The following is an 18,129-nucleotide window of genomic DNA, read 5'->3' as shown; positions in this document are numbered from 1 at the left end:
GCACCGCAGTCCCGTGCCCGGCCCCGTTCGCACAGCCGGCCTGCGCTTGCTCGCCGCCGGCCTGCTGGCGTGGCTGTGGCTGTCGCCGGCGGCCGCGCAGGTTCCTGCCTGCGACGCGGACGCAGTCGCGGCCCGCGACCGCCAGCTGATCGACGCACGCCTGCAGGAGATGCCCGCGCAGCGTCCGGGCCTGCCCGACCTGTACGCGCTCGGCTTCGCCGGCGACGGCGACGAGAACGTGTTCCGCAACGAGGTGGCCTACTTCGAGGCGCTGGCGACCGCCCGCTACGGCGCCGACGGACGCACCCTGGCGCTGGTCAACCATCCCGACAGCCTGGCGCAGGCGCCGCGCCCGCTGGCCACGCTCGACAACCTGCGCCATGCGCTGGCCGGCATCGCCCGCGCCATGGACCCGGACGAAGACCTGCTGCTGCTCTACCTCGCCACCCACGGCAGCCGCCAGCACGAACTCTCGATCCGGCTCGGGGACCGCTTCGACGTCGCGCTGAAGCCTGCGCAGCTGCGCGCCGCGCTCGACGACGCCGGCATCCGCCATCGCCTGCTGATCGTGTCGGCCTGCTTTTCCGGCGGCTTCATCCCCGCGCTGGCCACGCCCGACACCCTGGTCATCGCCGCCGCGCGCCGCGACCGCCCCTCGTTCGGCTGCGGCGACAGCGCCAGCGCCACGTATTTCGGGCGCGCGCTGCTGGTCGAGGGCATGAACCGCGACGGCGGCCTGGTCGAAGCCTTCGAGTACGCGAAGCGGCAGGTGGCGCGCCGCGAAACGATGGAGGGCCATACGCCTTCCGAACCGCAGCTGTGGATCGGCGAGGACATCCGCCCGCGCCTGCAGGCCTGGGAAGACCGCCTGGTCCGCGGGCCGGCGCTGCCCTATCCGCACCCGCTGTAGCGGCGGCAAGGCGCTGCAGCTGCGAGCGATTCTCGTTCCGCCATGGAATTCCACGGCCGCCTACACTGCGCCTGCGCTGCCAGCCAGCCCTCGCCAGCCAGCGACGCGCAACGATCCGCCCGCCAGCGAACGCCCGCCAGCCGATCGACACCGAAGCCCGCGCACTGCGCGGGTTTTTGGTTTCCGGCACCTGCGTGTCGTCGATCGTGGAAGCAGATCTCTCGCTGCGCTCGAGATGACAGCCACCGGCCCTGCGGCCTGCGGGCCGGATCAATCGCCGTGGATCTTCTCGCCGCGCGCGAGCATGGCGATGAACTTCTCCACCCGGGCGCGGCGCGTCTCCGGTTTCACCGCGGTCTGCACCCGCCAGCAGAACGCATAGCGGTTGGTCCTGTCGAGCGCGTCGAAGAACGCCCTCGCCTTGCGGTTCTTCGCCAATGCCGCCGCGAGTTCTTCCGGCACCTCCATCTTCGACGCGCCGTGGTAGGCGGCGTCCCAGCGCCCATCCGCCTTCGCGGCCTCGATCTGGCGCAGGCCGCCCTCGCGCATGCGGCCGTCGGCGATCAGCTGTTCGGCCTTGGCGACATTGACTTTCGACCACAGGCTTCTCGGCTTGCGCGGCGTGAACCGCTGCAGGAAGAACTGCGCATCGAGCGACTTCTTGAGCCCGTCGATCCAGCCGTGGCACAGCGCCACGTCCAGCGCCTCGGCATAGGTGACCGAAGCGATGCCGGACTCCTTCTTCGCGATCTTCAGCCACAGCCCGGCGGCGGCCGCGTGCGCCGCCAGCCACTTCTCCCATGCCGCCGCATTGCGGAAATGGCGTACGGGCAGATCTGTCGGAAGTTCCGCCATCACGGCTCCCCGTACTCGACCAGTCCATAGGTGGTCCACGCACGGTGCTCGCCGCCCCGATCGTCGAAGGCACGAACGTCCACCCTGTATTCGCCGGCCGCCAGGTCGGTGGCCAGCGTGCCGCGCCACAGGTGCTGCGACGGCTCCGCCTCCGGCGAGCGGTCGTAGCTGCGCAGCGCGTCGGCGAGATCGTCGCGCACGTTCTCGACCAGCAGCCGCGGATCCGGTGCCAGCACGCGGGTCATCGGCGTCCACTCGCCGCCGTCGATCCGGTACTCGACGCGGCTGCCCTCGTGGCCCATGAACACGTTGGCATGGACGCCCCAGGCGGGATACGCCCCCCGGCGCAGCAGCCTCGGCGCATGCAGCGCCATCGCATCGGTGAAGGCCCGATCCCCCGCCGGCACCAGCGTCGGATGCCACGCCAGCCGGTACTCACCGTCCGCCGCGATCTCCAGGATCGCGAAGCCGCGCGGCGTGCCGTCGGCCATGGTCGACACGGGAATGCCGTCGGCATCCGCGACGCCGGACCAGAACGCGCCGCTCATCGCGCCGACGTTGTACTCGTGCAGCGGGGTCTCGCCCGTCCATCCGCTATCGGCGCCATGGAAAAACCGGCGCTGCGTGTGCCGATGGCCGCTGAGCAGCAGCACCCGCGGGAATGGCTGCAGCAGCGCGAACAGGCGCGCGCGGTCTTCTTCGCGCACGGTCGGCGGACGGCCTTTCCCGGCGGTGTCGAACCAGGGAATATGCGTCGCGACGAGCAGCAGCCTGTCGCGGTCGAGCCCGCCGAGGAAGCTTTCGAGGAAGGCGAACTGGTCCTCGCGCAGGCCGCCGACATAGCCCGGCCGCTGTCCCGGCAGGGCGACGACGTTGTCGAGCATCACGAACACCGCCTCGCGTTCCTCCCAGGCATGGGTGTCCGGTCCGAACGTGCGGCGGAACGTCGCCAGCGAGTCATGATCGTCGCGTGCGTCGGCATCGAGGTCGTGATTGCCGGCGAGGTGCAGCCACGGCACGCCGAGCGAGGCGGTGGCGCGGTTCAGCGCCGGGTACAGCGCGAGGTCGTCGTTGGCGACATCGCCCAGGGTCAGCCCGAGCGCGGCATCGCGATGCGCGGCGAGCGAACGCCCGACGATACGCGCGTAATAGTCGACTTCGCGCGCGGTGCCCGCCTGCGGATCGCTGGAAACGATGACCTTCAGCCCCGCAGCGCCCGTGTCCTTCGCGCGGAGCGCGAAGTCGCAGCTTCCGTCCGCCGCAGCATCCTCCGGATCGCGCCAGAACGCTGGCAGCCCGCCGCGATCGCCGACGATCGCGAACCCCGCCGGCTTGACGACGAACACCGCGCCGCCGGCCCGCCGCGGCAGGCCGCGCCAGGCGCCGTCGGCGTCGCTGTAAACGATTTCCCTGCCGTTGGATACGCGCACGCCCGGCAGCCCCCGCTCGCCCGGCTGGCGCACGCCGTCGCCGTCGACGTCATCGAACACCAGCCCGCCGGTGCAGGCCCAGCCTGCCGCCGGCAGCAGGAGGCAGGCCAGCAGCATTGCGCGGACGCGGCACCGGTTCGCCACGGCGACTCCCGTTTGGATACGATGTGTCCCATTATGCCGATGCTTGGCGTTTCCCTTCATGCCGACCGGGATGACAGGGACGGGGACTCGCAGATGGAATTCGCGACAGGCCGGAGAAAGCGATGACGAAGGCGTGGCGGTGCGTGCTTGCATGGCTGGTCCTGGCCCTGAGCCTGCCCGCGTCCGCGCAGTCCGTGCTCGAACTCAAGGCGCAGGCATCCGACGCGGCGCTCTCGCCGCACCTGGCCTACCACCACGACACCACGAAGAGCGACCGGCCCGAAGACGCCTGGCGTCGCGTTGCCGGCGGCGACTTCGCGCCGCTGCCCGGCGGCAAGGACGCCTTCGGCTTCCAGAGCGGCGCGTTCTGGTTCCACGCGACCATCGTCAACCGCAATCCCGGCGAGCAGCGCTGGCTGCTGGTGCAGGAATACCCGCTCAGCGACCGCCTCGACCTGTTCCTGCGCTACCCAGACGGCCGCATCGTGCAGCACGTCGGCGGCGACCACGCGCCGTTCCACGCGCGCAGCGTGCGCTACCGCCACCCCAACATCCTCGTCGACCTGCCCGTCGGCGTCCCGGTGCAGCTGCTGCTGCGCGTGGAAAGCGAAAGCTCGATGCAGGTGCCGCTGCACCTGTACACGCAGACCGCGTTCACCGAAGTCTCGCGCGACGCGCAGCTGGCCATCGGCCTGTACTACGGCATCCTGCTGGCGCTGTTCTTCTACAACCTGGTGCTGTGGATCTCGCTGCGCGACGCCAGCTATTTCTGGTACCTGTGCCACATCACCGCCTTCGGCCTGGTGCTGTTCACCCTCAACGGCCTCGGCTTCGAATACCTGTGGCCGGATTCGCCGTGGCTGGCCGACCACATGGTGCCGATCTCGATCTGCCTGGCGCTGATCGCGATGCTGCAGTTCGCGCGCACCTTCCTCGAACTGCCGCAGCGGGCGCCGCGGTTCAACGCGGGCACGATCGCGTTGATCGGGTTCTTCGTCGTGTTCGGTATCGCCTCGATCTGGCTGCCCTACCGGATCTCGACCCCGATCGCCTCGCGCGCGGTGCTCGCCGGCGTGCTCTGGATCGTGATCACCACCATCCTCGTCGTGCGCCGCGGCTACACCCCGGCGCGGCTGCTGCTGCTGGCCTGGGCGATGTTCCTGCTCGGCACCGCGATCTTCACCCTGCTCGCCTTCGGCGTGCTGCCGAAGAACTTCGCCACCGAGTACGGCGTGCAGATCGGCTCGGCGCTGGAGATGCTGCTGCTGTCGATCGCGCTCGGCTACCGCTACGCGCAGCTGCGCAACGAGAACCAGCGCATCACCACCGAGGCCAACCGCCAGCTCGAGCGCAACGTCGCCGAGCGCACGCAGGAGCTGCGACAGGCACTGGCGCAGCTCGGGGACGCGCACGAGAAGCTGCAGGACTCCAGCCGCCGCGACGCGCTCACCGGCCTGTACAACCGCAGCTACTTCCACGAGGGCTTCGACGGGCTGCTGGCCGCCTGCCGCGACGAACGGCGGCCGCTGTCGCTGTTGATGGTCGACCTCGACCACTTCAAGTCGATCAACGACCACCACGGCCACCTCGTCGGCGACGAGTGCCTGCGCTGGGCCGCGCGCCGGATCGGACGCACGCTGCGCCCGCATGACGCCCTGCTGGCGCGGTTCGGCGGCGAGGAGTTCGTGGTGGTGCTGCCCGGGCACGACCTGCGCTCGGCGGTCGCCGTGGCCGAGGACGTGCGCCGCGCGCTGGTGTCCGAACCCTGCGAATCCCAGGGCCTGCGCGTCCATGTCTCGGCCAGCATCGGCGTGCACACGGTCGCCCCCGACGCGATCGACGACATGGACGATGCCCTGGAAACCGCCGACAAGGCCCTGTATGCGGCCAAGGCCAACGGCCGCGACTGCGTGCGGACTTCGATCAGCGCGGCGTAGCTTGCGGGCTGAGGGCTGAGGGCTGAGGGCTGAGGGCTGAGGAAAAGCGTAATCGCTGTCATCCCGGGCGCAGCGAGGGATCTGCTTCCCGTCCAGTCGAACAAGATCCCTCGCTGCGCTCGGGATGACAGGCCTGCAACCGATCAGCGCCGCCGCGTGCGCAGCTTCGCCTCGACGTCTTCCAGCCCCAGCCCGCGCGCGCGCAGCAGCACCAGCAGGTGGAACAGCAGGTCGGCGCCCTCGCCCAGCAGGGCATCGTCGTCCTCGGCTACGGCCGCGAGCGCGGTCTCCACGCCCTCCTCGCCGACCTTCTGCGCGATCCGGCGCACGCCGCCGTCGAACAGCTTCGTGGTGTAGCTGCCTTGCGGCCGCTCGACGGCGCGCAGCTCGACCAGGCGCGAAAGCTCGGCCAGCGTCGAGCCGGGCGCCTCGGGGAAGCAGCTCTCGCGCTGCAGGTGGCAGGTCGATCCCTGCGGGTGCGCCAGCAGCAGCAGCGTGTCGCCGTCGCAGTCCACGTCCACCGAGACGAGATCCAGGAAATGGCCCGACGATTCGCCCTTGGTCCACAGCCGGCCCTTGCTGCGGCTGAAGAAGGTCACGCGCCGCGACGACAGCGTCGCCTGCAGCGCTTCGGCATTCATGTAGCCCAGCATCAGCACGCGCAGGGTGCGCGCGTCCTGCACGATCGCCGGCAGCAGGCCGTCGCCCTTGCGCCAGTCGAGCGCGGACAGCGCATCTCCGGCAACTGGTGGAGTCGTTTCACTCATCGCGCACCTCCACTTCTTGTTCGCGCAGGAACCGCTTCAGCCCGGGAATCCGGATCCTGCCGCTGTGGAACACGCTGGCCGCCAGCGCACCGTCGACGTCGGCCTCGCGGAACACCTCGGCGAAGTGTGCCGGTTCCCCTGCCCCGCCCGACGCCACCAGCGGCACCTTGCACAGGTTTCGGACCTCGCGCAGCTGCGCCAGGTCGTAGCCATTGCGCACGCCGTCGCTGTCCATGCAGTTGAGCACGATCTCGCCGGCGCCCAGGCGCTGCGCCTCGACCACCCAGTCGAGGGTACGCACCGACGGCGCGCGCATGCGGTCCGGATCGCCCGTGTTCGTGCGCACCCGCCATTCGCCGTCGGCTTCCCGGATCGAGTCGATGCCGACCACCACGCACTGCACGCCGAAGGCGTCGGCCAGTTCGGAGATCAGGGCCGGTCGCTCCAGCGCCGGCGAATTGATCGAGATCTTGTCCGCGCCGGCGTGCAGCACCGCACGCGCGGTCCCGACATCGCGGATGCCGCCAGCGACGCAGAACGGAATGTCGATGCTCGCCGAGACGCGCTCGACCCAGCCGCGATCGACCGATCGCTGCTGCGGACTCGCGCCGATGTCGTAGAACACCAGTTCGTCCGCGCCCTCGTCGCGATAGCGCAATGCCAGTTCGACGATGTCGCCCATGTCGACGTGGTCGCGGAAGCGCACGCCCTTGACCACGCGGCCGTCGCGCACGTCCAGGCAGGGAATGATGCGGCGCGCCAGCATCAGCGCGCCCCGTCCGCGGTGCGCCCCAGCGCCTCGGGCAGCTGCAGCCGGCCCTCGAGCAGCGAGCGTCCGAGCACGATGCCCGCGCAGCCCTGCGCCTGCGCCTGCAGCACGTCGTCGAGGTCGCGCACGCCGCCGGAGGCCTGCAGCTCCAGCCCGGGCACCGCCTCGGACAGCAGCCGGTACAGCGCCAGGTTCGGCCCGGTCATCATGCCGTCGCGGGTGATGTCGGTGCATAGCAGGTGGCGCAGGCCGTGTTCGGCATAGCGCCGGGCCATGTCCTGCAGGGTGCCGGCCGCGGTTTCCGTCCAGCCATGCACCGGCAAACGCCAGATGCCTTCTCGGTCCTGGCGGGTATCGAGCGCGACGGTGACGCGTTCGTTGCCGAAGGCGTCGATCCAGCCGCAGGCCTCGTCGGCTTCCCGCACGGCGAGCGAACCGACGACCACGCGCGACGCTCCGGCATCGAGGATGCGCTGCACGTCATCGCGCGAGCGCACGCCGCCGCCGGTCTGCACCTTGAGTCCGGTGGCGCCGGAAATGTCGCGCACCAGATCCAGCAGGGTGTAGCCGCCGGCGCGCGCCGCGTCGAGGTCGACCAGGTGCAGCCACTGCGCGCCCTGCTCCGCGTAGGCCCGCGCCAGCGCCAGCGGATCGTCGCCGTAGCGGGTTTCCTGGGCGTAGTCGCCCTGCGCGAGGCGCACGATGCGGCCGTTGCGTACGTCGATCGCGGGATAGAGGGTGAAGGCGTCGGTGGTCATGCCGGTTCCATCGTCAGGAAATTGCGCAGCAGCCGCGCGCCGGCCGCGGCGGAGCGCTCGGGATGGAACTGCGCGCCCATCACGTTGCCGCGACGCACGACGGCGGCGAACTCGCCGCCGTGGTCGGTAGAGGCGATGCAGTCGGATGTCACCGCCGCGGCGTAGCTGTGCACGAAATAGGCGTGTTCGCCGTCATCGAAACCGTCGAGCAGTCGGTCACTACCGCGCAGCCGCAGCCGCAGCCGGTTCCAGCCCATGTGCGGCACGCGGATGCCCGCGTCGGTCGGCAGGCGCCGCACCTGTCCGGGCAGCAGGCCCAGGCAGGGCGTGTCGTCCTCTTCGGAGTGCTCGAACAGCAACTGCATGCCGACGCAGACGCCGAGCAGTGGCTGGCGCAGCGTGCGCAGGGTCTCGACCAGGTCGAGTTCGCGCAGGCGCCGCATCACCGTCGCCGCGGTGCTCACGCCGGGCAGGATGACGCGGTCCGCGCCGCGGATGGCCCCGGCATCCGCGGTGAGCTGCGCTTCCACGCCGAGCCGCTGCAGCGCGTAGCGCACCGAGCCGATGTTGGCGCCGCCGGCATCGACCAGGGCCAGCCGCATCACAGCATCCCCTTGGTGCTCGGAAGTTCGGCGCCTTCGCGCCTGACTGCCATGCGCAGGGCGCGCGCGAAGGCCTTGAAGCAGGCCTCGACCTTGTGATGGTCGTTGTCGCCCTCGATCTTCAGGTTGAGGTTCAGCGCGGCCGCATCGCAGACCGAGCGGAAGAAATGCTCGACCAGTTCTGTCGGCATGTCGCCGACGCGCTCGCGTTTGAACCCGCCGTCGAACACCAGGTAGGGCCGGCCGCTGAAATCCAGCGCCGCGCTGGCCAGCGTCTCGTCCATCGGCAGGGTGAAGCCGTAGCGCGCGATGCCGCGCTTGTCGCCCAGCGCTTCGCGCAGCGCCTGTCCCAGCGCGATGCCGGTGTCCTCGATGGTGTGGTGCTCGTCGATGTGCAGGTCGCCCTCGGCGCGCACCTTCAGCGCGATGCCGCCGTGCTTGCCGATCTGGTCAAGCATGTGGTCGAAGAACGGCAGGCCGGTCGAGACCTCGGCGTCGGCGCTGCGGTCGAGATCGAGTTCGACGGTGATCCGCGTTTCCTTCGTGTTCCGCTGCACCACCGCGCGACGCGGCGCATCGGCCAGTTCGTGCGCGATGCCGGCCCAGTCCCACTCGCCGCCGAACTGCTGCGTCTTCAGCTGGAAGCCGCGGATGCCTAGGTTGTCCGCGAACTGGATATCCGTTTCGCGGTCGCCGACCATCGCCGAGTGGTCGAGGTCGATGCCGCGATCGCGCAGGTAGTGCTGCACCAGGCCCAGTCCGGGTTTGCGCGTGGGTTTGTTGTCCTGCGGCCAGCTGTCGTCGATCAACACTTCGCGGAAGACGATGCCCTGGCTTTCGAACACCTGCAGCATGAGGTTGTTCGGGCCGTCGAAGGTTTCGCGCGGATAGGCGTCCGTGCCCAGCCCATCCTGGTTGCTGACGATCACGAACTCGAAGCCGGCATCGCGCAGCTTCAGCATCGCCGGGATCACGCCGCGCACGAAGCGCAGCTTGTCGTAGGCGTCGATCTGGAAGTCGGCCGGTTCCTCGATCAGGGTGCCGTCGCGGTCGACGAAGAGGATTTTCGTGGCCATCATGCGCCTCCTGCGCGAGCGGTGGCCCCCACCCCACCCCCTCCCCCGCACGCGGGGGAGGGGCTCAGAGCGGCGAGTACGGAGAGGACACGGTGGTTCTGTTCGGGTGTGCCGATGGTGATGCGCAGGGCGTCACCGAGGCCGCGGGCGGCGCGCTGGTCGCGCACCACGATGCCGGCGGCCAAAAGCGCGCGGAATACGGCCTCGGCGTCGCCAAAGCGCACCAGCAGGAAATTGGCCTGCGACGGGTAGACGCGCAGCACGCCCGGCAGCTCGCGCAGCGCCTGCTGCAGCCGCGTGCGTTCGCGCCGGACGATCTCCACGCGCTCCGCGGTGGCCGCGCGCGCCTTCGCGGACAGGCCCGCCACGCCCAGCGCGACGCTCGGCGCCGGCAGCGGATACGGCGCCTGGCAGCGGCGCAGCACCTCGACCAGCGCCGGATCGCCGATCGCGACGCCGATGCGAGCTGCCGCCAGCGCATGCGCCTTCGACAGCGTGCGCAGCACCACCAGGTTCGCGTGCGCATCCAGCAGGGTCGTCGCCGAGGCGACTTCCGAGAACTCGCCGTAGGCCTCGTCGACGACCACGATCGCACGGCCGTCGAGCCGGCGCGCCAGCGCAGCGATGTCGTCGGGCGCGATCGCCGCGCCGCCCGGGTTCGAGGGCGAGCACAGGAACACCAGCTTCGCGCCGTGCGCGATCGCTGCTTCACCGATCGCGGCGAAATCCGGGACGAGCCCGGCGTCGGCGTCGTCCAGCAGCGGCACCTCCACCAGCGGCGCAGCCTGCAGCCGCGCGCTCACCGCGTACATGCCGAACACCGGCGGCGTGACCAGCACGGCGTCTCGACCGGGAGTGCAGGTGGCGCGGACCAGCAGGTCGATGGCTTCGTCGCTGCCGCGACCGATCAGCAGGTGCTGTGGCGCGACGCCGTACAGGTCGGCCAGCGCTTCACGCAGCGCGGCGGGCTGCGGATCGGGATAGCGACGGCACGACGCACCGTCGTCGGCCGCGTTCGCCCACGCCGATTCATTGGCGTTGAGCCAGATCTCGCCGTCCAGCGTCTCGCTGCGCGCGGAGCTGTAGCCGGCGAAACCGCGCAGGTCCTCGCGCACCAGGGCCAGTACGTCGCTCACGGCTCCCCCGAGCCGCGCCGGGGCGTGGACGCCTCCGGGGCCGCCTTGTCCAGCCGCAGGCGTACCGCGTTCGCGTGCGCTTCGAGCCCTTCGGCCTCGGCCAGCGTCACCGCGCAGCGGCCAATGCCGGCGATGCCTTCGGCGCTCGCGCCCTGCACGCTGACGAAATTCTGGAAGCTCGACACGCTCACGCCGCTGTACGCGCGCGCCGCACCGTTGGTCGGCAGCACGTGGTTGGTGCCGCTGCAGTAGTCGCCGAGCGCCTCGGGCGTGAAGTCGCCGAGGAACACCGAGCCGGCCGCCTCCACGCGATCCAGCCAGCCGCGCGGTTCGCGCAGCGCAAGGATCAGGTGCTCGGGCGCATAGGCGTTGCTGATGTCGAACGCCTCGTCCAGCGTGCCCGTGAGCACCAGGCGCGAGCGCGACAGCGCCTGTCGCGCGATCTCCGCCCGCGGCAACGCGGCCAGCTGCGCTTCGAGTTCGCGCTCCACCCGGTCCAGCAGCCCGGCGCTGTCGCTGAGCAGCAGCACCTGCGAGTCCGGTCCGTGCTCGGCCTGCGACAGCAGGTCGGCGGCGACGAAGGCCGCGTCCGCGCCCTCGTCGGCGATCACCAGCACTTCCGAAGGCCCCGCCGGCATGTCGATCGCGGCGACGCCCGCCTGCGCGACCTGCTGCTTGGCCTCGGTGACGTAGCTGTTGCCCGGCCCGAACAGCTTGGCGCAGCGCGGCACGCTGCCGGTGCCGAACGCCATCGCCGCGATCGCCTGCGCGCCGCCGAGCTTGAACACGCGGTGCACGCCGGTCATGCGCGCGGCGACCAGCACCGCCGGATCGGCGCTGCCGTCCCGGCGCGGCGGTGTGCACAGCACCACCTCGCGGCAGCCGGCGAGCTTCGCCGGCACGCCCAGCATCAGCGCGGTCGAAGGCAGCGGCGCGCTGCCGGCGGGCACGTACAGGCCCACGCGCGGGATCGCGCGCACGACGCGCTCGCAGACCACGCCCGGCGCGGTTTCGACGGCGTACGGCGCCGCCATGCCGGCGCGGTGGAAGCATTCGATGCGCGCCGCCGCATCGCGCATCGCGGCCTTCAGCGCGGCGGGAACGGCCTCTTCCGCGGCGGAGAATTCTTCGGCAGTCACCTCGAACGAGTCTGGCGCGACGCCGTCGAAACGCTCGCTGATCTCGCGCAGCGCCGCGTCGCCGCGGCCGCGCACCTCGTCGATCAATACCCTGACGGACTCGCGCGTCGTGCCCGCGACCGATTGAACCGGCCGCTGCAGGGCCGCATCGCGCGCGCCGGCGTCGAGCGATGCCCATTCGAGACGCTGCGCCAGCCGCCCGCTCACGCCAGCATCCTCTCGACCGGCAGCACCATCAGCCCGCGCGCGCCCGCGCGCTTGAGGTCCTCCAGCCGCTGCCAGGTCATCGCGCCGTGGCACAGCGCCTGCAGCGCCAGGGTGTCGGCGCCGTCGACCTGCAGCAGCGTCGGCTGTTCGGCGTCGGGCAGCAGTTCCAGCAGCGCCGGCACCTCCTTGCGCTGCGCCTGGAACATCAGCAGCCGGCTGTCCTTGAGCCGCAGCACGCCGTCCAGGCGCCGCAGCAGCATCTGCGCCAGCTCGCCGCGGATGTCGGAGAACGGCTGCAGCGGACCGGCCAGCACCGCCTCGCTCTGCATGATCGTCACCGCGGGCTTGAGCTGGTTCGCGACCAGGGTCGCGCCGCTGGAGACGAGGTCGCAGATCACGTCGGCCTGGCCCAGGCGCGGCGCGATCTCGACCGAGCCCGACAGCATCACCACGCCAGCCTCGACCTGCTGCTCGGCCAGCCACTTCGCCAGCAGGCCGGGATAGCTGGTGGCGATGCGCTTGCCCTGCAGCTGCTGCGGCCCTTCCCACTCCCAGGCGTCGGGCACGGCGATGTCGAGCCGGCAGCCGCCGAAGCCGAGCGGCCGGATCTCTTTCGACACCGCCGGCTTGCCCCCGCCGGCGCGCTCGGCCGCGAACTCCTCCAGCACGTTGCGGCCGACGATACCGTAGTCGCAGACGCCGTCGGCGAGCAGGCCGGGGATGTCGTCGTCGCGCACCAGCAGCAGGTCCACCGGCAGGGTTTCGCCGTAGCAGAACAGCTTGTCGCGGCTTTCGCGCCAGGACAGACCGCAGGAGGCCAGCAGCGCGCGCGCCGGCTCGCCGAGGCGTCCGGATTTCTGGATGGCGATGCGCAGGCGGTCGCGCGCCGCGGGAACGGCCGAGGGGCTCATCGAAGGGTCCTTCAGTGGCTCGTGGCGAGCCGGGGAAATTGGCGTTTCACCGCCGCCGCATAGCCGCCGGCGCCATGTTCGAGCGTGCGCGCGACGCGGCCGATGGTGGTCACGCTGACCAGGGTGCGCTCGTGGATCTCGCGATACGGCACGCCCTGCAGCAGCAGCGGCACCACGCGCCAGCGGTCGGCCATCGCCTCGAGTTCGGCCGGGGTGCACAGATCCTGCAGGAACGCGGCCACGTCGTCGACGCGCTCCAGCCCCGCAAGCGCCTTCGCCAGCGCCCGGAAGGAGGCGTCGACGTCGGAGTCCGGCAGGGGTTCGGTGCGCTGCTTCATGATGGCATAATGTAATAGCGCGTTATTACATTAGTCAAGCAGGTGGGAGCCTGCCTGCCCGGGAATCCCCCGTCGTTGGAAACCAAAGTCGCTGGATCCCCGCCTTCGCGGGGATGACGGCCCGTTTTTTCCCGGGATCGGATGAAGGAGCCTGGTCGCCCCCAAAAACGGGGTGAAGCATGCGGCGGCGGCGCGCCAACCGAACGAAGCAGGACCCGCTGCCGCCCGTCAGGGCTCCGCGCCTTCCCCGGCCCCGCGCCCCCGGAACAGCGTCCACGCCAGTACCACACCGCACAGCGCCCCGGCCCATTCGAGGAACACGCGCGTCCCGACGAAATCCGGATCGTGCATCTTCGACAGCGCGATCCGCGCGTACAGCGGCGACTCCAGCTTGACCACGCCCATGTAGAACAGGTTCCAGCTGTCGATGCCGGCGGCGATGACGACGGCGCTGACGCAGGCCCAGCCGATGGCGCGCGCCTCGCCCCAGCCGGTGCGCCGGCACAGCCAGCGCCAGAACGCGAAGCACAGCACGCCGACGATGACCGCGATCAAGGCCGCTTCGAATACGCCCAGCCAACCGAAGTGCAGCGGCAGGTTCATCCCCCCCTGCCCGATCAGCGGCCGATCGCCGCCAGCAGGCTGCCGTCGGCCACTAGCGCGACCGCGGCGGCGACCTCGCCGTCCAGCGCACGGTCGCGGTCGAGGAACGGGATGCGTTCGCGGATCGCGGCATGCGCGGCGGCGACCGCCTTGCCCGGATGGAACGGCTCGGCGGCGGCGAGTTCGGCGCGCAGCGCCTCCACTTCGCCGAGGAAACCTGCGCGCAGCGGGCTGCCCTCGGCCGCGCCCTGCACCTTGGCCGCAAGCGCGGCGGCATCGGCACGGTCGGCGAGGTCGCGCGCGGCGTTGATCATGTCGAGGCGGAAATCCAGCGCCTGCGCGGCGGTGTACAGCTCCAGCGCCAGCACCTTGCCCAGGTCGTCGGCCATCGCCAGCACGTGCCTCGCCTCGTTGGTGCCCATCGACACGTGGTCCTCGGCGTTGGCACTGGTCGGGATCGAATAGACGCTGGCCGGGTGCGCGCGCGTGGCGAGGTCGTTGACGATCGCCGCGGCGGTGTACTGCACGATCATGAAGCCGGACTCGGTGCCGTCCTCGTTGCCGATCAGGAACGCGGGCAGGCCGTCGCTGGTGGCCGGGTCGACCAGCTTGTTGAGCCGGCGCTCGCTGATCGAGGCCAGCACCGGGATCGCGGCCTTGACCGCGCTCATCGCCAGCGCCAGCGGCATGCCGTGGAAGTGGCCGGCGGAAATCACCTGCTCCTCGACGTGCTCGGCCTGTTTGTCGGGGAACACCAGCGGGTTGTCGGTGACCGCGTTGAGCTCGATGTCGAACACGCGCCGCGCGTGCTCCACCGCGTCGCGCACGGCGCCGTGCACCTGCGGGATGCAGCGCAGCGAGTAGCTGTCCTGCGGCTGGTGCTTCTTGCCGCCGCGGAAAGGCTTGAAGCGCGCGTAGAACTTCTCGCGGCCATGGCGCTGGTCGGCCGGCACCCAGTCCCAGCCGATGTCGAAACTCAGCCGCTGCGCCTCCGGCGTGTCCCAGCTCGACGGCAGCCACGAGCGGAACTTCGGCACCAGGTGGTAGGGAATGTCGGCCAGCGTCGAGCCTTCGAGCAGCTCGCGCAGGTGCGCGGCGGTGCGCACCTGCCCGGGGTGCGGGCGCAGCGCGTGCACCTCTTCCGCGAACGCGCCCAGGCGGCCGGCGAAGGCGTCGATGGTCATCGCCGCGGCGAGGTCGGCGGTTTCCAGCAGCCGGTCGAGCCGGTGCAGCGCCAGTACGCCGGTGGCGAGCATCTGCGCGGTGCCGTTGTTCAGCGCCAGGCCTTCCTTGTACGAGAGCGAGACCGGCGCCAGTCCGGCGGCCTTCAGCGCCTCGGCGCCCGGAATCCGCTCGCCGCCGTAGAACGCCTCGCCGCCACCGAGCAGCACGATGGCCAGGTGCGACAGCGGCGCGAGGTCGCCCGAGGCGCCGACCGAGCCCAGCGCCGGCACCACCGGCACGATGCCGGCGTTGAGCAGGTCGGTCAGCGCCTGCAGCGTCTGCACGCGGATGCCGGAATGGCCCTTGAGCAGGGTGTTGACGCGGATGCAGAGCATCGCGCGCACCACGTCGGCCGCCAGCGGTTCGCCGACGCAGACGGCGTGGGTCACGATCAGGTTGTACTGCAGTTCCTCGTGCAGCGAGCGGCCGGATTTCGCCGCGCCGGGCAGTTCGTCGCGCAGCGGATGCGCGCCGAGCAGCTTGTCGGCATTGCTGCCGAAGCCGGTGGAGACGCCATAGATCGGCTCCTCGCGCCGCACCTGCTCGGCAAGGAAGTCGGCGGCGCGCGCGACGTCGCGCAGCGCGGCCTCGTCGAGCCTGACCTTGGCGCCATGCGCGACCATCACCAACTGGTCGCGGGTGAGCGATTTGCCGTCGAGGAGAACTGGTTTCATCTGTGGGCCGCCATCATCGTTCCGATTGCACGCTCCCCGTCATTCCGAACGCAGTGAGGAATCTCTTGTTCCCGGACGCGGAAAGAAGATTCCTCACTGCTTTCGGAATGACAGGCCATGGTTCGGCGCATCGTCCAGACCTCCCGGAACTAGCCGCCGCCCTTGCCCAGCGCCCGCCACTGCTCGCGCTCGACCAGCAGCGTGCGCGCAAGATCCGCGTCGGCCACCTCGAACTGCTCGCCGCGGCGCAGGTCCTTGACCGCGACCACGCCCTTCGCCGCCTCGTCGTCGCCGCGGATCACCACGAAGCGGATGCCGGCGCGATCGGCGTACTGCATCTGCTTGCCCAGCTTGCGCGGCTCCAGCTGCGTCTCGACGTTGAGCCCGGCCGCGCGCAGCTGCTGCGACAGCCCCAGCGCATGGTCGAGTCCGGCGTCGTCGAACAGCGTCACCAGCACGTCGACCGAGCTGTCGGCGGTTTCGATCAGGCCCGCCTCGCGCAGCTGCCAGAACAGCCGCGTCAGCCCGATCGAGATGCCCACGCCCGGCAGCTTCGACTTGGTGTAGTGGCTGGCGAGGTTGTCGTAGCGCCCACCCGAGCAGATCGAGCCGATGCCCGGATGCGCGTCCAGCGTGGTCTCGTAGACGATGCCGGTGTAGTAGTCGAGCCCGCGCGCGATCGAGAGGTTGATCGCGTAGCGCGATTCCGGCACGCCGAGCGCGCGCAGCCGGTGCAGCACCTCGCGCAGTTCGGCGCGCCCTTCCTCGAACAGCGGCGTGCCGGCGCCGAGCGCGTCGAGCTTCGCCAGCGCATCGTCGTGGCCGGTCGAGCGCACGCGCGAGAACGCCATCAGCCGGTCGATCACCCCGGATGCCAGCCCGAAGCCCTCGCCCGCCAGCGTCGCGCGCACGGCCTCCTCGCCGCGCTTGTCGAGCTTGTCGACCTCGCGCAGCACCGGCACCTGCGCCTCGGCGGCGATGCCCTGGCCCTCGAAGTAGCCGCGCAGCAGCTTGCGGTGGTTGAACTGGATGGTGAAGTCGCCGATGTCGAGCGCGTCGAACACCGCGTGGATCACCGCCGGCACCTCGGCATCGTGGCGCGGAGACAGCGCGTCCTTGCCGATCACGTCGATGTCGCACTGGTAGAACTCGCGGAAGCGCCCGCGCTGGGCGCGCTCGCCGCGATACACGCGCTGCATCTGGTAGCGACGGAACGGGAACGCCAGTTCGTGCTCGTGCTCGGCCACGTAGCGCGCCAGCGGCACCGTCAGGTCGAAGCGCAGCGCCAGTTCGGGCAGGCCTTCGGACGCGCCGCTTTCGGCAAGCTTGCCCAGCGCGCCGGTGGACTGCGCGAAATACACCTGGCGCTCGGTCTCGCCGCCGGACTTGGTCAGCAGCACCTCCGACAGCTCGAACACCGGCGTCTCGACCGGCAGGAAGCCGAAGCCCTCGAAAATCCGGCGGATCGTGTCGAGCATGCGCTGGAACGCGATCTGGTCGCGCGGCAGCAGTTCCATGACGCCGGGAGGGGTTCTGGGCTTGATCATGCCTGGGCAGCGGAATCGGCGGGGAGGATTTGCGCATTCTACCCGCCTGGCGGCGTCCCCCGGCGCGCAGGCTCGCGTCGAACGCGCCGCAACGCCGCCGCTTTCACGCCATTGCGGCCTGCTTTCCTTCGCTTTCGCGACGTCGGCAGGCGCGGCCGGGGGTGGGACATTTTTTCCACCGCACGCGGCCACCCCCGGCGCTATGATGGCCTCTCGCGAGTACAGCCCGAATGTCCAGCCAGAACCTCGCCCGCTGCAGGCACCATTCACGCGCCGTCGTCCCGCTCGACTGCGCACGCTGCGCGGTGCGCGACCTCGCGGTCTGCGCGTCCCTGCCCATGCCGGAGATCGACGTGCTGGAACAGTACGCGTCGTCCGTGGAGCTGCCGGCCAACGGCGAACTCGCGCGGACGGGCCAGCCCTGCCGCCACGCCTACAGCGTCACCAGCGGCATGCTGCGGTTGGTGCGGACGCTGCCCGACGCCCGCCGCCAGGTGGTCGCCTTCGCGCTGCCGGGGCATTTCGTCGGCCTGTCGGAATCCACGCTCCATCGCCACAGCATCGAGGCAGTCGTGCCTAGCCGGGTGTGCGCGTTCGAACTGGACGGCATCCGCGACCTGCGCGAGCGCTTCCCCGGCTTCGAGCACACCCTGCTCGACCGCGCCTGCCGCGACCTCGACGACGCGCACGACGCCATGCTGCTGCTCGCCCGCCTGTCGCCGCTGGAGCGGCTGGCCAGCTTCCTGCTGCGCCTGCGCAAGCAGATGAAGGTCCGCGACGACGATCCGCGGATCGCGCTGCCAATGGGCCGCGGCGACATCGCCGACCATCTCGGCCTCACCGTCGAAACCGTCAGCCGCAGCTTCACCCGCCTGCGCGAACAGGGCGTGATCGCCCTGCCCGACCCGCAGCACGTCGAGATCCTCGACCACGACGCCCTGTCCGAGCTGGCTTCGGCGCTGCGCTACTGATCCGCCCCCATGCCGGATGCCCTATCGGGCCTCCGCGCCGCAGCCGGGCGGATGGCACCGGAATCGGCGCGCCGACGGCCTTCCGGATACCTGTCACGTCGCGCCCCCCAGATCCCCGGACGGCCGATCCC

General features: G+C 70.7%; 17 protein-coding genes. 3 read left to right on the top strand and 14 right to left on the bottom strand.

Features of this window, described 5'->3' with window-relative positions; all coding sequences use genetic code 11:
- Positions 1–13 precede the first annotated feature (13 nt).
- Positions 14–910, top strand: coding sequence for a C13 family peptidase (locus FQY83_RS01930; protein WP_146384509.1), 897 nt, complete (start codon positions 14–16; stop codon positions 908–910).
- Positions 911–1,180: 270 nt separating this feature from the next.
- On the opposite strand, the gene FQY83_RS01925 is transcribed toward FQY83_RS01930, so the two are convergent.
- Positions 1,181–1,765 carry a YdeI/OmpD-associated family protein gene (locus FQY83_RS01925; RefSeq protein ID WP_146384507.1) on the bottom strand — a complete coding sequence of 195 codons (585 nt, stop codon included), beginning with the start codon at positions 1,763–1,765 and terminating at the stop codon, positions 1,181–1,183.
- Entirely contained in the window at positions 1,765–3,312 is a 1,548-nt protein-coding gene (locus tag FQY83_RS01920; RefSeq protein ID WP_146385305.1) for a calcineurin-like phosphoesterase C-terminal domain-containing protein, read from the bottom strand. The genes FQY83_RS01925 and FQY83_RS01920 overlap by 1 nt, the downstream gene beginning before the upstream one ends.
- A 149-nt stretch (positions 3,313–3,461) precedes the next feature.
- Between FQY83_RS01920 and FQY83_RS01915 the strand changes: the two genes are divergently transcribed.
- Positions 3,462–5,276, top strand: a complete 1,815-nt coding sequence (locus tag FQY83_RS01915) for a sensor domain-containing diguanylate cyclase (RefSeq protein ID WP_146384505.1) — start codon at positions 3,462–3,464, stop codon at positions 5,274–5,276.
- Positions 5,277–5,419: 143 nt separating this feature from the next.
- Here FQY83_RS01915 and hisIE read toward each other — a convergent pair whose 3' ends face one another.
- From hisIE to hisS, 12 genes are all read right to left on the bottom strand, one after another.
- On the bottom strand, positions 5,420–6,043 hold the full coding sequence (hisIE, locus tag FQY83_RS01910) for a bifunctional phosphoribosyl-AMP cyclohydrolase/phosphoribosyl-ATP diphosphatase HisIE (protein ID WP_146384503.1): 624 nt from the start codon (positions 6,041–6,043) through the stop codon (positions 5,420–5,422).
- Positions 6,036–6,809, bottom strand: a complete 774-nt coding sequence (gene hisF, locus FQY83_RS01905) for an imidazole glycerol phosphate synthase subunit HisF (protein WP_146384501.1) — start codon at positions 6,807–6,809, stop codon at positions 6,036–6,038. Before hisF ends, hisIE begins: the two co-directional genes overlap by 8 nt.
- On the bottom strand, positions 6,809–7,570 hold the full coding sequence (gene hisA, locus FQY83_RS01900; RefSeq protein WP_146384499.1) for a 1-(5-phosphoribosyl)-5-[(5-phosphoribosylamino)methylideneamino]imidazole-4-carboxamide isomerase: 762 nt from the start codon (positions 7,568–7,570) through the stop codon (positions 6,809–6,811). Before hisA ends, hisF begins: the two co-directional genes overlap by 1 nt.
- Complete coding sequence (gene hisH, locus FQY83_RS01895) at positions 7,567–8,175, bottom strand: imidazole glycerol phosphate synthase subunit HisH (protein ID WP_146384497.1); 609 nt, start codon at positions 8,173–8,175, stop codon at positions 7,567–7,569. The genes hisA and hisH overlap by 4 nt, the downstream gene beginning before the upstream one ends.
- Positions 8,172–9,248, bottom strand: a complete 1,077-nt coding sequence (hisB, locus tag FQY83_RS01890) for a bifunctional histidinol-phosphatase/imidazoleglycerol-phosphate dehydratase HisB (RefSeq protein WP_146384495.1) — start codon at positions 9,246–9,248, stop codon at positions 8,172–8,174. The genes hisH and hisB overlap by 4 nt, the downstream gene beginning before the upstream one ends.
- Positions 9,248–10,384 carry a histidinol-phosphate transaminase gene (gene hisC, locus FQY83_RS01885; RefSeq protein WP_146384493.1) on the bottom strand — a complete coding sequence of 379 codons (1,137 nt, stop codon included), beginning with the start codon at positions 10,382–10,384 and terminating at the stop codon, positions 9,248–9,250. The genes hisB and hisC overlap by 1 nt, the downstream gene beginning before the upstream one ends.
- Positions 10,381–11,718 (bottom strand): histidinol dehydrogenase, encoded by a 1,338-nt coding sequence (hisD, locus tag FQY83_RS01880; protein ID WP_146385303.1) that lies wholly within the window; start codon positions 11,716–11,718, stop codon positions 10,381–10,383. The genes hisC and hisD overlap by 4 nt, the downstream gene beginning before the upstream one ends.
- 8 nt (positions 11,719–11,726) lie before the next feature.
- On the bottom strand, positions 11,727–12,641 hold the full coding sequence (hisG, locus tag FQY83_RS01875) for an ATP phosphoribosyltransferase (protein WP_146384491.1): 915 nt from the start codon (positions 12,639–12,641) through the stop codon (positions 11,727–11,729).
- 11 nt (positions 12,642–12,652) lie between these two features.
- Positions 12,653–12,979 (bottom strand): YerC/YecD family TrpR-related protein, encoded by a 327-nt coding sequence (locus FQY83_RS01870; RefSeq protein ID WP_146384489.1) that lies wholly within the window; start codon positions 12,977–12,979, stop codon positions 12,653–12,655.
- 228 nt (positions 12,980–13,207) lie between these two features.
- Positions 13,208–13,582 (bottom strand): hypothetical protein, encoded by a 375-nt coding sequence (locus FQY83_RS01865; protein WP_146384487.1) that lies wholly within the window; start codon positions 13,580–13,582, stop codon positions 13,208–13,210.
- 14 nt (positions 13,583–13,596) lie between these two features.
- Positions 13,597–15,480: an HAL/PAL/TAL family ammonia-lyase gene (locus FQY83_RS01860; RefSeq protein WP_146384485.1), complete on the bottom strand. Its 1,884-nt coding sequence runs from the start codon at positions 15,478–15,480 to the stop codon at positions 13,597–13,599.
- Between the two features lie 149 nt (positions 15,481–15,629).
- Positions 15,630–17,027 carry a histidine--tRNA ligase gene (gene hisS / locus FQY83_RS01855; protein ID WP_146384483.1) on the bottom strand — a complete coding sequence of 466 codons (1,398 nt, stop codon included), beginning with the start codon at positions 17,025–17,027 and terminating at the stop codon, positions 15,630–15,632.
- A 230-nt stretch (positions 17,028–17,257) separates the two neighbouring features.
- Here hisS and FQY83_RS01850 point away from each other — a divergent pair, with 230 nt between their 5' ends.
- Positions 17,258–17,998 carry a Crp/Fnr family transcriptional regulator gene (locus FQY83_RS01850; protein ID WP_238333369.1) on the top strand — a complete coding sequence of 247 codons (741 nt, stop codon included), beginning with the start codon at positions 17,258–17,260 and terminating at the stop codon, positions 17,996–17,998.
- Positions 17,999–18,129 lie beyond the last annotated feature (131 nt).

It is taken from the genome of Luteimonas marina (genome assembly GCF_007859325.1).
Taxonomy (GTDB): Bacteria; Pseudomonadota; Gammaproteobacteria; order Xanthomonadales; family Xanthomonadaceae; genus Luteimonas; species Luteimonas marina.
Note: the sequence above shows the minus strand (reverse complement) of the source record. Positions and strands in the feature narration are given on the sequence as shown.